The sequence below is a fragment of the Janthinobacterium sp. 75 genome, from assembly GCF_004365495.1.
Classification (GTDB): domain Bacteria; phylum Pseudomonadota; class Gammaproteobacteria; order Burkholderiales; family Burkholderiaceae_D; genus Janthinobacterium.
The window spans coordinates 4,308,450-4,322,907 of record NZ_SORD01000001.1; the positions used below are offsets into that span (position 1 = coordinate 4,308,450).

13 protein-coding genes are annotated in these 14,458 nt (G+C 59.3%); 3 read left to right on the plus strand and 10 right to left on the minus strand.

Features of this window, described 5'->3' with window-relative positions; translation table 11 throughout:
• The first annotated feature begins 261 nt into the window (after positions 1 to 261).
• Positions 262 to 1,092 carry a helix-turn-helix domain-containing protein gene (locus tag C8C89_RS19590; RefSeq protein WP_133992001.1) on the plus strand — a complete coding sequence of 277 codons (831 nt, stop codon included), beginning with the start codon at positions 262 to 264 and terminating at the stop codon, positions 1,090 to 1,092.
• Positions 1,093 to 1,152: 60 nt separating this feature from the next.
• Here the strand turns inward: C8C89_RS19590 and C8C89_RS19595 are convergent, their stop codons facing one another.
• From C8C89_RS19595 to C8C89_RS19640, 10 genes are all read right to left on the minus strand, one after another.
• Positions 1,153 to 1,812: a response regulator transcription factor gene (locus C8C89_RS19595; RefSeq protein ID WP_101481002.1), complete on the minus strand. Its 660-nt coding sequence runs from the start codon at positions 1,810 to 1,812 to the stop codon at positions 1,153 to 1,155.
• Positions 1,809 to 3,467 (minus strand): PAS domain S-box protein, encoded by a 1,659-nt coding sequence (locus tag C8C89_RS19600; protein ID WP_133992004.1) that lies wholly within the window; start codon positions 3,465 to 3,467, stop codon positions 1,809 to 1,811. Before C8C89_RS19600 ends, C8C89_RS19595 begins: the two co-directional genes overlap by 4 nt.
• A gap of 230 nt (positions 3,468 to 3,697) precedes the next feature.
• Positions 3,698 to 3,943 (minus strand): hypothetical protein, encoded by a 246-nt coding sequence (locus C8C89_RS19605; RefSeq protein WP_133992007.1) that lies wholly within the window; start codon positions 3,941 to 3,943, stop codon positions 3,698 to 3,700.
• Between the two features lie 282 nt (positions 3,944 to 4,225).
• Positions 4,226 to 5,878, minus strand: a complete 1,653-nt coding sequence (locus tag C8C89_RS19610; RefSeq protein ID WP_166674805.1) for a sensor domain-containing diguanylate cyclase — start codon at positions 5,876 to 5,878, stop codon at positions 4,226 to 4,228.
• A 230-nt stretch (positions 5,879 to 6,108) separates the two neighbouring features.
• Positions 6,109 to 6,555 (minus strand): Hsp20/alpha crystallin family protein, encoded by a 447-nt coding sequence (locus C8C89_RS19615; RefSeq protein ID WP_101480998.1) that lies wholly within the window; start codon positions 6,553 to 6,555, stop codon positions 6,109 to 6,111.
• Positions 6,556 to 6,714: 159 nt separating this feature from the next.
• Positions 6,715 to 8,847 carry a [FeFe] hydrogenase, group A gene (locus tag C8C89_RS19620; RefSeq protein WP_133992013.1) on the minus strand — a complete coding sequence of 711 codons (2,133 nt, stop codon included), beginning with the start codon at positions 8,845 to 8,847 and terminating at the stop codon, positions 6,715 to 6,717.
• 72 nt (positions 8,848 to 8,919) lie between these two features.
• The gene (phbB, locus tag C8C89_RS19625; protein ID WP_133992015.1) at positions 8,920 to 9,642 is read right to left on the minus strand and encodes an acetoacetyl-CoA reductase; all 723 of its coding nucleotides are present in this window, start codon (positions 9,640 to 9,642) and stop codon (positions 8,920 to 8,922) included.
• A gap of 209 nt (positions 9,643 to 9,851) precedes the next feature.
• Complete coding sequence (locus C8C89_RS19630) at positions 9,852 to 10,208, minus strand: carboxymuconolactone decarboxylase family protein (protein ID WP_133992018.1); 357 nt, start codon at positions 10,206 to 10,208, stop codon at positions 9,852 to 9,854.
• Positions 10,209 to 10,230: 22 nt separating this feature from the next.
• The gene (locus tag C8C89_RS19635) at positions 10,231 to 10,422 is read right to left on the minus strand and encodes a DUF2892 domain-containing protein (RefSeq protein ID WP_101480995.1); all 192 of its coding nucleotides are present in this window, start codon (positions 10,420 to 10,422) and stop codon (positions 10,231 to 10,233) included.
• Between the two features lie 247 nt (positions 10,423 to 10,669).
• Positions 10,670 to 11,947: a sigma 54-interacting transcriptional regulator gene (locus C8C89_RS19640; RefSeq protein WP_243858316.1), complete on the minus strand. Its 1,278-nt coding sequence runs from the start codon at positions 11,945 to 11,947 to the stop codon at positions 10,670 to 10,672.
• Between the two features lie 400 nt (positions 11,948 to 12,347).
• Here C8C89_RS19640 and C8C89_RS19645 point away from each other — a divergent pair, with 400 nt between their 5' ends.
• Both C8C89_RS19645 and C8C89_RS19650 read left to right on the plus strand, forming a co-directional pair.
• Positions 12,348 to 12,815 carry a helix-turn-helix transcriptional regulator gene (locus tag C8C89_RS19645; RefSeq protein WP_133992024.1) on the plus strand — a complete coding sequence of 156 codons (468 nt, stop codon included), beginning with the start codon at positions 12,348 to 12,350 and terminating at the stop codon, positions 12,813 to 12,815.
• A gap of 290 nt (positions 12,816 to 13,105) precedes the next feature.
• Positions 13,106 to 14,401, plus strand: a complete 1,296-nt coding sequence (locus tag C8C89_RS19650) for an HD domain-containing phosphohydrolase (RefSeq protein ID WP_133992027.1) — start codon at positions 13,106 to 13,108, stop codon at positions 14,399 to 14,401.
• Positions 14,402 to 14,458: the final 57 nt, after the last annotated feature.

A 14,458-nucleotide genomic window follows, 5' to 3' on the forward strand; every position in this document is an offset into this window, starting at 1 on the left:
TTCTGCGCCCAACGGCAAGCGGCGTCAACGCCAGGCTGAAACCGGCGTGCCTGCGCGGCAAACAAAGCCCATGCGTAGGGGCCAAGGATGCATGCAGGGATTCCCCTACCCTGCGATATGAGGAAATTGCTACGCTAGGCAGGGGTTAAATCTGATATGCACGGTGCTTGTGTGCGCACATACTATTAAGCATGTAGCAAAAAATGTAATCAGAAACACAAGACGCTCAATGCAAACCATGAACAGCAATAAGAGGATCCCATGAACGTCCAACTCTCGACCTGTCAATCGTTGCCAGAGAAAAACTACACTGCAAACAATACCTGCGCGAAATGCAGTTCGAAGCTGCGCTGCCTGCCATTCGGCCTGGACGAGCGCGGCGTAGCTCAGCTCGACAGAATTATCGGCAAACGCCACTGGGTGGAACGCAATGAGCTGCTGATACGGGTAGGCGAACCCTTTCATTGCCTGTACATTATTCACGGTGGCCAGTTCAAGACATTCCGCGATAACGCACATGGCAAACAGCATGTCATGGGGTTTCACATGGCAGGCGAAATTCTGGGCATGAACGCCATCAGTAACGGCATTCATGACAGCAATGCGATGGCGTTCGAGGATAGCGAGGTCTGCGAAGTTCCCTTTGCCCAGCTGCAGATCCTGTGCGCCAGCATTCCAGCACTACAACAACATTTCCACCGCATCTTGAGTGAGGAAATCAATCGCGACCAGCGCGTCATGCGCTTCCTGGGCAGCTCGGCCGAACTGCGATTTGCCACTTTCCTGCTGGATCTGTCGAACCGTTTCGCGGCCCGGGGATATTCGCGCTACGACTTCACGGTGCTGATGTCGCGTGAAGACATCGGGAACTATATCGGCTTGACGATGGAAAGCGTCAGTCGCCTGATGTCGAAGTTCCGCCGCCAGGGCTGGATCAGCACGGACGGCAAAGACCTGCATATCCTCAATCATGCCGCCATCGCGGCGCTGGCCAACGGCGAAAGCATGGAAACAGTATCAGGCATGGAATCGCTCACGAAGCACACCACGGCGATACTGGCCTCCATTTCAAGGACAGCGAAGCAGGCTTGAGCAGCGCCACATCGATGCAGTGCCGGATCCAGCGGCCTTGCATCGGTGCCGGCGCACAGGCTAAGCGCCGCCAAGAATCGGCGGACCGACGCCATGTTCGATGGCGAAGCGCGTCAGCTGCACATTATTCTTGGCGCGCGTCTTTTCCAACAGGCGCGCCCGGTAAGTCCCCACGGTATTAATGCTCAAATGCAATATTTGCGCGATATCAGCCAGGTCTTCGCCGGCGGCAAGCAGGCGCAGGACTTCCAGCTCGCGGTCCGAGAGTTTCTCGTGCCAGGCCATCCTGCTGCCACTGATCATGTCGGCGAGATCTTCCGTCACTGCCGAGCTGATGTATTTCCCTCCGGAGGCAGCCTTGTGTACCGCCCCGAGCAGTACGGACGCGTTGCAGTTCTTGGTCAGATAGCCGGCAGCGCCGTATTGCAGGGCCCGCACGGCGTACACCGTCTCGGCATACATGGAAAGCATCAGCACGGCAAGGCGTGGTTGCTCCCGGCGAAATTGCTTCAGCAATTGCAAACCGTTCTGATCGGGGAGTCCGATATCGACAATGGCAAGGTCAAATTGCTGAGACTGCAGCAGATACAATGCCGCACGCGCAGTTTCGGCCTCGGCCACAACTTCGATGCCATCATCCGTGCCCAGCATCAGCCGAATGCCGTTGCGGGCGACAACGTGGTCGTCCACCAGCAGCACCCTGATTTTTCCGCTTCTCATGCGCCCCCCCGTATCGGCAACTGCAAAACCAGCAAGGTGCCACGCTCGACCGCCATGAAACGGATATCGCCACCAAAATGATGGGCGCGCTCGCGCATGCCCGCCAGCCCCCAGGAGTTGGCCGTCAACAGGCTTTCGCAATCCATGCCCCTGCCATCGTCTTCCACTTCCAGCCGGATCGATGCGTAGGCATGACTGACGCGCACGTCGACCCGCGTTGCCCCGGCATGGCGGACGACATTGGTGAGCGCTTCCTGCAAGATACGGAACAAGGCGGTACTGCGCTCGGGGTCGATCTCCAGCAGAACAGTTTCAGGATGAAGGCGGACATGGCAAATGAGTCCCGCCCTGGCACAGACCTCCTCCGCGTGCCAATCCAGCGCTGCCCAGACACCAAGCTGGTCGAGCACGCTGGGGCGCAGTTCGGTAATCACCCTGCGCACGGCGGCGGTCGCCGTATCGAGCAAGGAACAGGCATCGTCAAGGCGGGGTTGCAGCATGCCGCCATTGCGCTGGTCATGTATCAGGGCAACGGAAAGGTGGGCCTTGACCCCAGTTAATACACTACCGAGTTCATCGTGCATTTCCCGGGCAATCCGTATACGCTCCCCTTCCTTCACGCGCTCCTGGTGGGCGATGAACTGGCGCAGTTTCTCATGCGATAGTTCCAGCGTTTCCAATGCCAGCTTGCGCACGCTGATATCTTCCACCAAACCCACGTACTGCCGGGTAAGCCCGGTGGCATCGCATACCGTCGTGGCGCTGAGCACGGTCCAGATGGCAGTGCCATCCTTGTGCACATAGCGTTTTTCGATGCGATAGCTGCCGATCTCGCCGCTGCACAGGCGCCGCCCGAACTGCACGCTATTGTCCACGTCGTCGGGGTGCGTCAGTTTCAGGTATCCCTTCGCCAGCAGTTCCGGCCCCGTGTAGCCCAGCATCTCGCACAGCGCCCGGTTTACATTGACCCAGCTGCCATGCATGTCAGCAATGATCATGCCCAGTGTGGCGTTTTCAAACACACCGCGAAAACGTTCCTCGCTGGCATGCAGCTGTGCCGCCGCCACGGTGCGCTCGGTAATATCATTGAGTACCAACAACACGACGCCGGGCCCAAAATGTTCCTGGCTCAGCTTGGCCTCCACCATCGCTGAAAATGTGGCACCCTCGCCCTTTTTCATGCGCAGTACGGCCGAACACGATGCGGTGCCAGCGAGGAGGCGCTGGCGTAAAAAGTGAAAGATATCCTGGTCATCCGGCACAATGAAACGCGTGAACGGCTGGCCAGGCAGCATTTCCGGCGAAATGGCCAGTAAGGCCGAAGCGGTGAGATTCGACTGGATGATGATGCCGCGGGCATCCATGCTGACATAGCCGACGGGCGCCTGGTCGTACAGGCGGTTATACAATTCGCCAGTATTCTTCAATGCGGCCTGGGCGGCGCGCAGTTCATCGTTCTGCATTTCCAGCTCGATCTCCCGCACGCTCATTTCTCGCCGCACTGCTTGCAGCGACGCGGGATAACGCTCATGAGAGAGACGCCTGGACGATCCCTGTTGTAATTTCAGCCGCTGCTCCGCATGCTGACGCAATGAGTGCCAATATTGCTCAGTCTGAAAGGGAGCGGCAAAATACTTTCTTCGCTTCGCGCACATAATTCGTTAACCATATCCATCGTTAGCAAGTTGTCCCCCTGCCGCATCACATCTTGGCAAGGTTCATGGATGGAATGTACTAACAAGCAATCTAATTTATATTAGCGCAATAGCGAGCTCAGTCATAGTCGCGAAAAAAATATGCCGTTTTTTTGCACAACATGCGGCCAGAATAACCCGCATGGATCGATGTGATCGCCCGGCGCTGTGGCTCGCCAGGCCGCTGTCCGTCACCAAGCGCTGGGCAGGTTTTCGCCCAGGGCCTTGACTGTTGCCCCCTGGACACAAAGTGGTGACAGCGCATTGCCGGAATCGACCTGGAGGCAGCCCGATACGCAGGTGATCTTGACGATACCTTCGTCCGCCACCTCGACATAGGCGGCACCCTCGCCGTTCAAGGTGGAATGCAGGCGCAAATGGCCATGCAACAAGAGATAATCGCTACCGTTCCGAACTATCCAGATATCTGCATGCATGGAGAGCTTCCTATCGTTGTGCATATGCCCGCTGTGCTGGGCTCTGCCTTGGGTCGACCCAAGCCGTTGCTGGGGAAGGGTGAATGGGGTGCTTGCTGATGTGTACTGTATCGTTCCAAATAGGTACAGTCACGGCAGATGAATGATCTACATCAATGAGGCGAATAACTGAGCCTGACAACAACACAGTTATCAAAAATAGAATGTTATATTTTGGAATTTTCTCGCCCCGATGGACAAGCTGGTTCTCATGCCATTTGCGGATCTGCCTGGCAGCCGTCGCTAACGTTCCGAACGCACGTCTGCCTGTGCCACATATTCCTGGCACCAGTTCTCATTGATTTCAACGGCATTGCTGCGGAAGAACTTCTTTTCGCGCGAATCGCAGGTACATACATTATTGCGCCCCGAGGCCTTGGCCTTGTACAGGGCATGGTCGGCAGCATTTAGCAGGGTAATGGCCATCGTATCCATTTTAATCAGGGGGAACACCGCCACCCCGATACTTACCGTCACCTTGCACAGGGGACTGCCAAGATGGGAAATGCCTAAACTCTCTATGCCATGACGTATGGTTTCCGCAAGCGATACGGCTCCGGCGATATCCGATCCTGGCAATAACAACACCATTTCCTCGCCGCCATAGCGTGCCGCCATATCGCCCGCCCTGCGCATGCCAGTGGCGACCACGCAGGCAATTTTCTTCAAGCATTCATCACCGGCCACATGGCCATAAAGGTCATTATATTGCTTGAAAAAATCAACATCGACCATCATCAGGCCCAGGGAATTTCCCGCACGCTGGGCACGACTGAACTCCACAGTCAATGCGTCATCAAAACTGCGTCGATTTGCCAAGCCCGTCAATCCATCCTGCAGGGCGAGGTGCGTCAGAAGCTGGTTGGATACTTTTAATTCATCGCTCGACTCCTTGAATTCCTCCTCGATGATCAGGCGCGAAGTCAGCTGCCTGATCATGCGGCAGCCCAAAAATCCGATGAGCAGGATCAGGGCGCTCAACGCCGCAATTTGCAGACAGCCATCATTACGCCACGCCCTCAAGGCTTCATCCTGTGACAAGGCAGTCAATACGACCAATGGATAGTCGGTGATTTTACGATAGCTGATGATCCTTGATTTCCCGTCTTGCCCCTGGCTGGCGCGCGTTTCCTTGAGCTTCACCGCCGCCAGGGCTTCCGAAAAGAAAGTCGATGGCCGTGTCTCAATTTCTGGCAGGTCACCATCAAATGGCCTTTTCAGCACGATACGGCCAGCAGCGCTTTGCATCAGGATCGCCCCTTGCTCGCCGATGGAAAACTCTTCGTAGAACTTCCTAAAATAGTCGAGGCGGAGGGTAGCCAGCACAACGCCGCCGAACCGCCCGTCGGGCAGATTGATTCGGCGCGACACTGCCATGATCCAGTCACCATTTGCCTGGTTTCCCACCCCCATCCCTATATACGGCTGCAAATCATTCTGCTGACGATGGTGGCCAAGATATTCATTGTCTGCGCTATCGAAATGGACTGGCATGCCAGTACCGGAACTGATCAGCGCCCTGCCGTCATCGGCAAACACGACGATTGCCTGCAATTGGGGAAGTTCGGCGACGCGGCTCCTCAACAACGCCTGCATGCGGGAACGATCGATGTCTGACGGCCCCAAAATGTCGCCGCGCTCGACCAGTCCAAGCAACTGCGTATCGACCTCCTTGAACGTGTCATAGGCATGCTGTGCGACCGCCTGGCTGACATTCGCAGCCGCGTCGCCCGCCTCGTGCAACCGTACTTCGCGCGCGCGCCATATCGTCGACAACTGGATCGCCAGGATAAAAAGGCATGCCAGCACTACACATCCAGCCGCCAACGCGACCAGGGAAAATTTCCGGAAAACAATCCACCCTGGATGGGTGGCAGAACGCACCGTAGCAGACATAGACTCGCCCTTTTCACTCGGCATACAGATGCAGCAAGACGGAAACGATGCGCGGTGAACGCGGCCCTGGCGTCACTGGAAGTGCCCGGTGGCTCGTCGCAGCCACATTGCCCACATGGGATGCAGCATGCGGCGCCCCCTCCCCCGGCAACGTTCCTGTTGCATCCCGGCATGCAGTTCCTACGCTGGCGCGCATGTCAGGACAGCCTCATACCCGCCGCGCAACAGTCCTAGCTGATCGGGATGTGCTGGCTTGCCTTGCCACTTTTTTTCGGCAAACTGAGGGTCAGCACGCCGTCGGCATAACTGGCGACCACCTTGGCATCGTCGATATCCTGCGCCAGCGTAAAACTGCGGCGCTGTTCGCCGTATGTACGCTCCGTACGCAGCAACTTGCCGGTTTCCACTTCGCTCTCGTGTTTCAATTCGGCCGTGATCGACACGACACCGCCCTCGACGTCCACCTTGATGTCCTCCTTCTTCACGCCGGGAATCTCCGCCTTCACGGTATACGCCACATCCGTTTCCGACACATCGATCTTGATGCGCGGCTCCACATTCCAGTCGCGCAAGGAGGGTCGAAGCTGAAAATCGCGAAACCAGTCCTCGATGCCGTTCAGGGGTTCGAAGCGTGCGATGTCAGAAAATGGATCGAATCGAGTCAGACGATTAACCATGACAATGTTCCCTCCCTGTTGACCGGCACCCGGATAGATGCTTGAACTTATGATATTGATTTGCTACAGGAAAATGAATGATGCACATCAAACGGCGCAGGGATCCTTATGCCGGAAAGCGCGGCGGCGCCAGCCATTTCACCACGGAAAGCCGCTGTCTCACCCCGTTCCCTTTGCCAGGAGGGCCGGATCTGCCGCAGCTGACAACAGAACGCATTCCTGGCGCATGGTGCGTACCAGCCTGCTGATCACCATCGGTGACTGGCTGCGGTCAACCTCCACGCTGAAGCTGCACAGCTCGCCCATCGGGGTGATGACGGCCAGGTCGTCCACATCGGCGACCGATACCATCCGGTGCCGGGCGAACGCCGGTCCATACTTGCGTGGAGGCAACTTTGTATCGATCAGCGCCTGGATCGCGCTGGCGCCGTGAACGTCGCCGAATGGAGACGCCGTCGACCACCACGCATCGGGATGCAGCAAGGCTGCCGCCTGCGCGCCGTCGCGCCGGTCCACGCAATCGAGAAATTGCATCAGCAGCAGGCGCCCGGAATTGCGCGCGGCATAGCTTTTGTGCAGCAGCGCGCGCGCCTGGACGGCATGGGGTTCCTGCAGCTCAGTGGCGTACCAGGTTTGCACGGCCCGGTTTTCATGTGCACTGCGCTGCGCTGCCTGCTCGTCGAGTGCGTAAATCGCCCGCATGCGCTTGTCCAGCACCAGGGGATCCATCGATTTGGGCTCGCCACCGCCGCCCAGGCATCCCCCGACGCAGGCCATGACCTCGATGGCGACGAATTGATCGCGCCAGGCCTCTGTCACCAGCAGATGCTGTGCCGCGGCGATGCCATTGCAAATGGCGACCGCCCCCACGCCGGCGATCTGCGCTGTCTTGATCCCTGGCCCGATGCCGCGCAGTGGCAGCCACGCCAGCGCCAGCGGCTCTGGCCTGCCGAGCAAGTAGGCGGCGGTGCGCAGCATGGCCTCCATGACGCCGCCCGACGCGGCGAAGATTTGCGCGGCACCCGTGCTTTCCCCAAAGGGGTCGTCGAATGCGCCATCGTCGGCCAGCGCATGAAAGGCGATGCCGCGCGACTTGATCATCCTGGCCAGTTCCCGCGTGGTCAGGACATGGTCGACATCGCCGGACAGGCCGGGCCGGACCGCCTCGTCCTTCTTGGCCGTGCAGGGCATGACGCTGACCACGTAAGGCTCCTCCCTGCCCTCGGCAAAGGCGGGACCGAGCGTGCGCGCGAAGGCGCTGCGCTTCGTCAAGGCGCCATGCATTTGCTGCGGCGACCGGGTCGTGCTCAGGTGGTCCAGCAGGTCGGGCCGGTTGATTTCCACCCAGTTCACCCATCCCGGGCAACAGGAAGTCAACAGGGGCAAGGGCTGCGCGTTTCCTGCCTGCCCCTGTATACGCGCTAGCAACTCGCTGGCTTCTTCCATGATCGTCAGGTCGGCGCCGAAATTGGTGTCGAACACGTAGTCAAAACCAAATTGTCGCAAGGCATTGATCATTTTTCCCGTACTGACCGTGCCGGCCAGCATGCCGAATTCTTCGCCGATGGCAACGCGGGTGGCGGGCGCAACTTGCACCACGGAGACGCGCTTGTGCGCATCCAGGGTGTGGAGCACCGCATGCCAGTGCGGCGTCTCGACGAGCGCCCCGACGGGACAGACCAGCGTACATTGACCGCAGGAAATACATTGAGTATTGGCCAGGGTATGGTCAAATACAGTCACCGGCAAGCGCCCCGAGCCGCGTTCGGCAAAGCCGATCACGTATTGCTGCTGTCCCGACGCGCCGCACGCTTCCACGCACAGGCCGCATTCAATGCATTTGGACAGGTCGCGCCAGATACTCGGCGAGGTATGATCGATCAAGCGGTGCTCGGGATGCGCCACCGAGCCGCGCGGCATCTTTTCCCAGCGCTCTACCCATTCATTTTCGCCGATCAGGCTTTGCAAGCGGCAAGACCCGTTGACTTCGCAGCGCAGGCAATCGTTCGGATGGCGCGCCAGCAGCCATTGTGCATCCATTGCGCGAAATGCTTGCAGGTCGCTCGATGCCGTCTCGACAACGTCGCCTGCTTTTGCCAGCGTGATGCAGGCCGGCTGCAGCTGCGGCTGGCCTGCGACATGCACGAGGCACATGCGGCACACGGCATGAGTGGGCAAGCGCGGATAGTAGCAAAGAGTGGGAATATGCACGCCTGCCTCCCTGGCGGCATCGAGGCAGGTCGCGCCTTCCTCGACGTCAACAGCCCGCCCATTGACCGTCAGCGAGATCATGCGAGCCACTCCCGGCGTACCGCAAAGACGCCGCTGCACCGCGTCAAGCCGCATGCGCGGCTGCGGGTAGCGCTAGCCCATGTATTGGCCGCCATTGACATCAAAGGTTGCCCCCGTGATGAAGCCACTGGCGTCGTCGGCCAGGAATGCCACCAGGCGCGCGATGTCCTCGGGCGTGCCGAGCCGGCCAACGGGGATGCCGGCGATGATTTTTTGCAAGACATCGGGGGCGACCTCGGACACCATGTCGGTATCACAATAGCCGGGAGCGACCGCGTTGACCGTGATTTTCTTGCGCGCACCCTCCAGCGCCAGCGCCCTGCTAAAGCCGAGAATACCGGCTTTGGCGGCGGCGTAGTTGGCCTGCCCAAGCTGGCCCTTCTCTCCATTGACCGAACTGATATTGACGATACGGCCGAACTCGCGCGCCCGCATGCCTTCCATGACATGACGGCACATATTGAACATCGAGCCGAGATTGGTATTGAGGACCTGCCACCACTGATCCGGGTCCATGCGGTGCAATAGCGCATCGCTGGTGATGCCGGCATTGTTGATCAGGATATCGATGGGTCCCAGTTGCTGTTCCACGGCGGCAATGCCGTCACGGCAGGCGTTGAAATCGCTGACATCCCATCGGAATACGGGAATCGCTGTGGCCTCGGAAAAGGTAGCGGCGGTGTCCGCATTGCTGTGGTAGACAGCGGCGACCCGGTGACCGCCTGCTTGCAATGCGAGCGAAATGGCTTTGCCCAGGCCTCGGGTGCCACCAGTGACGAGTGCGGTTCGTTGCATGAAAATTACTCCCATGGTGGCAATCCGGTCGATATTGCGGCAGCTTAGTCCCACACGCTCATGGCGGCAAGTGTGGCCACTACCGGCCAATGTACGCGACTGCGGGCAGTCACGTCACTGGCCCTTCATGACATAGATCAATCGCTGCGAGACTAAAGTGACACATTGCGGCCTGAGGTCAAAGGCAATACGCGGCAGCAGCATGCGGCTCACGCAGGAACGGAAAACTCCTCGAACGCCGCCATCGCATTGGCGCAATACATCGCCGACGGCCCGCCGCCCATGTAGATGGCCATGCCCAGGGTCTCTTCGAATTCGGCCCGCGTAGCGCCCAATTTGACGAGAGCCTGGACATGAAATCCGATGCAGGCATCGCAATGGGCCGCGATGCCCAGGGCCAGCGCGATGAACTCCTTGGTTTTCTTGTCCAGCGCACCATCGCGCGTTGCCGCGCGCGCCAGATCGCCAAAGCCTTTCATCACGTCGGGCATATCGGTGCGCAGAGTCGCCAATTGTTGTGACACCGACTGCGTCAATGCGCGGTAGCCACCAGCTTGCATGGTCATGTTTCAACCTCCCTTCCCAGTTTCATTTTTTCACCGCACAGGTACGAATCCCAAACGGCAGATACGCGGGACAGAAGCGGAAGATGCCTGTCGCCAGGGGAATAACGCCCAGCCAGCCCCAGACGCCGATGGCGCCAGCCAGGGTGGCGGTGATCAGGCCCAGCCCCAACAGTATCCGAATGGCACGATCGATATTGCCGACGTTCGCGTTCATGGTCTTGCTCCTCAATGGTTGATCGTCGCGATGACAACAAGAGACGCGCGCCCTCATTCCCGGTACGCGTCATGCTACATCTGAGCATATTTCATGCCAGCGTTACACGAGGTGAGGAATGGATAGAAAACAGGGACTTGGGACGATGTGGCAGGCAGCAGCGCGCTGCCATTCGACCGGCGGCACTGCCACGCTGACAGCATGGCAGTGCCGCCAGGCCCCGGCCGGCCATCGCTCCCGGCTCCCGCTAGGCGATACCCAGCGCTTTCAGGCGGCGGTACAAGGTGCGCTCGCTGAGGCCCAGGTAAGCCGCCAGTTCCTTGCGCGTGCCGCCGAAGGTGGCGTGCACCTCGGCCAGCGGTATGCTGGCGCCGCGCAGCGCCATGCCTGACCAGGCGCCCTGCTCCACCGGCGCCGCCAGCAGCTGCTCGACGCGGATCACGCCATCATCGGCGAACAGGCTGGCCCTGTCCAGCACGTTGCGCAGTTCGCGGATATTGCCGGGCCATGGGCGCCGCTGCAGCTGCGCCATGGCATCGGCGTCTATCGTCAGGGGGCGTTTGCCCGCACCCGCGCGGCGCAGGAATGACTGCACCAGCAACGCGATATCGTCCGGCCGCTCGCGCAGCGGCGGCAAGGCGATGGGAAAAGCACTGATGCGGTAATACAAGTCCTGCCGGAACTCGCCCCGCGCCATCATGTGTTCCAGCGACTTGTGGGTGGCGGCGACCAGGCGGAAATTCGCATGCTGGGTCTCGACACTGCCCACGCGCCGGTAAGTGCCCGACTCAATCAGGCGCAGCAGCTTGACTTGCATGGAAAGGGGCACGTCGCCTATTTCGTCGAGAAACAAGGTGCCGCCTTGCGCCGTATCGACCAGCCCCGGTTTGCGCGAGGTCGCGCCGGTGAAGGCGCCCTTTTCGTGCCCGAACAATTCGCTTTCAAACAGCGTTTCGGTCAGTCCGGAGCAATCGACCACGACGAACGGTCCTGCGGCCCGCGTGCTGCTTTCATGCACGGCGCGCGCAAACAGTTCCTTGCCGGTGCCTGACTCGCCCAGCAGCAGCACCGACAGCATCGAGGGCGCCACCCGCTGCAATGCCGACAGCACCCGGTTAAATGGCGCGGAACGCCCAACCAGCCCTTCCTCGCTCGGCTTGGCCGAGGCGCTGCGCACCACTTCCAGCCGCTCGACATACGCGGTAATAGTGCCGTCGGCATCGAAGATCGGACGCAGTTCGACGGCGACGTGTTCGGGGCCCCGCGGCGTATGGTGGATGTGCAGCACACGGTCGGGTCCGCGCAATTCCCGCGCTTTCTTCATGGGGCAATGTTCACCGGCCTGGTCGCAAGGGGCATCGTAGTGATGCGAGATGCGGTAGCACTTGTGGCCGGTCACCGGCTGGCCGATGCTGCCAAATTGCCGCTGGTAAGCGACGTTCGCAGCCAGAATGGTGTAATTGGGGTCAAGCACGATCATCGGCTGGACCTCGTGTTCGAGAAACGAGATCAAGGATTGCACCATGGGCTCGCTGGTGGACGAGGACGGCTGGATATTGGTAACCGGTGGCGTTGGCATGCTGGCTCCTCATTGTGCAGCCATACTGTCGCAGCGCTGCCAATGCGTCAAGTGGCACTGCCACTGCCTGGGAGACTAGGGCCTGAGGCCTGGCACGAACGAGAACAGTGATGTAGATCATGGTCAATCGCCGGCGAGCGGCACTAGCATGAGCCTTGGCTATCTCGTCAACACAAACCGGCCCCATTCCGGACAAGGAGATGCCGCGGTGGCACGCCCAGGCGGTAAAATTCATGCTGGTGACCAGGCTGTCGCTGGAAAAGCGCGACCGTACCGTTCATCACTCCGCTGACAAGTGCGCGACAGCCGGTCATTCACGAACGCTGTCTATTGAAAGGCAAAATGTATGTCTGGCGACACCCATGTTTCTGAACGGATCAAAAACTGCCGCGAAAATCTGCGTATCTCGCAAGTGTTTCTTGCCGAACTGGCGGGCATCAATCCAACGCAGCTTTATCGCTACGAATCAGGAAAGGCCAAACTGCGGCCGGAAGCGGCAGAGAAGATCGCCGCAGCGCTCGGCGTCAGCACCGCCTGGCTCGTGCACGGGACGTTACCTGTTGCAAGAGGGACACAAATCGACCCTCCCGTGCCGGCCGGAGGGGGGCTGATCCTGAAATTCCTGGAACTTCCCCCCGCGCTTGCCTTCGTCGTAAAGCGACTGGCCATGCAAAATGGCAGCACCGTCGAGATGGAAGTGCTGGACCTGGTACATCTGGGCCTTGATGCCATGCGCCAGAAGGACCTGGCTTGCGCCGCATCCGCAGTCAAGCCAGCCCTGCCCGCTTCTGACGAGCATTCAACGGCACCTTGAACACCCGTGTCGCTGCGGCTGAAGTGGATCGCCGATCCAGGTGCGCCGGCGACAGCATAGTCAGGTTTGGGAGATCCCGGGGGCTGCTGACAACAAACTGTAGGCGCATGCAGGTGTTCCCCTACATTAAATGCCATGTAATTGCCACACAGTACTGAGAGTTTACGCAGTACCTGGTGTACACATCCAGGCACATACTGTGTCCTACTAGAAACAATTGCAGGCGCCATGCACGGCAGAGTGTCGCATATGTCCGGCCTGTGGATTTCCTTCTGCACGGAGGTACTTTGATGAACAAAAATGTTCCTGACATCCGCCTCTCCTTTCCGCCAGACGAAAATCCGCACTATATTCGCGCCATCACGCAAGTGGGCGACACGCAGGAAGTGATCGCCCATGTGGACATCTTCGAAAGCAATGGCATGAAGTTGGTTGCCAAGGGCACACGTATCGATAGCCGTCTGTTCAACCGGCTTACCCAGCACCGCCTCACGGCACCGCTGGACAGCATGCTCACGGCAAAGCATCCGGTCAATACGCACAGCCTCGTGATGGAGCTGGACAGTGTCGTCAAACATGAAGCTGTCTATCGGCGCATATTGACGCGGACGGGCGACCCGCACGCCATGAAACAAGCGCTCTCCAGCATGCAGCTCGCGCCGGAGGTCATGCTACGCCTGACGGTCATGCGCGAGCGCCGGCCCGAACTGTTCATGCATTCGATACATACTGCACTGATCGCCTTCGCACTGGCGCAGAGCCTCGATCTGCCCGAGGGGCAACGGGCCGCCATCCTGCTGGGAGCACTTTGCCACGATTTCGGCGAGATGCATACCGACCCCGAAATACTTGTTGCTGAGCACGACATTACCCAAGACGAACGCCGGTACATCCATGTCCACCCCATCACGGGTCATGTACTGGTGCAAGGCTTGTCCGGTTTTTCAAACGATGCCACCCTGGCCATTTTGCAGCATCATGAACGACTCGACGGCAGCGGCTATCCCAACGCCCTGCAGGGCGACAGCATAGCGATGCCCGCACGAGTGCTGGCGGTCGCCGACGTCGCGGAGACCGCCATCCGGCGTTTTGATCTTCTGCGTGTGGAGATGCTGTTCAGGCTCGGTCAGAAGCGCTTTGACAGCAACATCGTCAATGCCTTGCGCGACCTGCTGCACATTACCACCACCGATGCACAGAATATGCGGCCGGCCCGCAATGCAACTGCCCAGGTGGAGCATATGACTGCATTGCTGGAAACGTGGATCACCTTGCGTGGCATCATCAGGCAGGAAGCTGCCCCTGCAAAGGCCGACACCACGGCACTGGAATTCCTGTTCGAACGCATGGCCACCATGCGCTCCTTGATTTTACAGGCAGGATTCGACCCGGAAAGCATGGCGAGCATGCTTGTCATTGCCCAGGATGACCCCGATATGTTGGCAGAATTACGCCACATGCTCGACGAACTGGAGTGGCTGGCATCCGACCTGGCCAATGAAATCGACCGGCGCTCCCCACAACTGAGCCCCCCGGCGCAAGGTGCGCTAAATGGATTGCTGGTGCAGTTACAACAGATGAAGTAGCGGCGCGTGCTTGAAATTCGAGCAAGATATCCGCAAGTTTCAACTCTCTCCTGCGTC

What these genes read in the sequence shown, in the direction of transcription:
- C8C89_RS19590 (WP_133992001.1), top strand. Translation starts at nt 262, where the DNA reads ATGAACGTCCAACTCTCGACCTGTCAATCGTTGCCAGAGAAAAACTAC.
- C8C89_RS19595 (WP_101481002.1), bottom strand. Translation starts at nt 1,812, where the DNA reads ATGAGAAGCGGAAAAATCAGGGTGCTGCTGGTGGACGACCACGTTGTC.
- C8C89_RS19600 (WP_133992004.1), bottom strand. Translation starts at nt 3,467, where the DNA reads ATGTGCGCGAAGCGAAGAAAGTATTTTGCCGCTCCCTTTCAGACTGAG.
- C8C89_RS19605 (WP_133992007.1), bottom strand. Translation starts at nt 3,943, where the DNA reads ATGCATGCAGATATCTGGATAGTTCGGAACGGTAGCGATTATCTCTTG.
- C8C89_RS19610 (WP_166674805.1), bottom strand. Translation starts at nt 5,878, where the DNA reads ATGTCTGCTACGGTGCGTTCTGCCACCCATCCAGGGTGGATTGTTTTC.
- C8C89_RS19615 (WP_101480998.1), bottom strand. Translation starts at nt 6,555, where the DNA reads ATGGTTAATCGTCTGACTCGATTCGATCCATTTTCTGACATCGCACGC.
- C8C89_RS19620 (WP_133992013.1), bottom strand. Translation starts at nt 8,847, where the DNA reads ATGATCTCGCTGACGGTCAATGGGCGGGCTGTTGACGTCGAGGAAGGC.
- phbB (WP_133992015.1), bottom strand. Translation starts at nt 9,642, where the DNA reads ATGCAACGAACCGCACTCGTCACTGGTGGCACCCGAGGCCTGGGCAAA.
- C8C89_RS19630 (WP_133992018.1), bottom strand. Translation starts at nt 10,208, where the DNA reads ATGACCATGCAAGCTGGTGGCTACCGCGCATTGACGCAGTCGGTGTCA.
- C8C89_RS19635 (WP_101480995.1), bottom strand. Translation starts at nt 10,422, where the DNA reads ATGAACGCGAACGTCGGCAATATCGATCGTGCCATTCGGATACTGTTG.
- C8C89_RS19640 (WP_243858316.1), bottom strand. Translation starts at nt 11,947, where the DNA reads ATGGTGCAATCCTTGATCTCGTTTCTCGAACACGAGGTCCAGCCGATG.
- C8C89_RS19645 (WP_133992024.1), top strand. Translation starts at nt 12,348, where the DNA reads ATGTCTGGCGACACCCATGTTTCTGAACGGATCAAAAACTGCCGCGAA.
- C8C89_RS19650 (WP_133992027.1), top strand. Translation starts at nt 13,106, where the DNA reads ATGAACAAAAATGTTCCTGACATCCGCCTCTCCTTTCCGCCAGACGAA.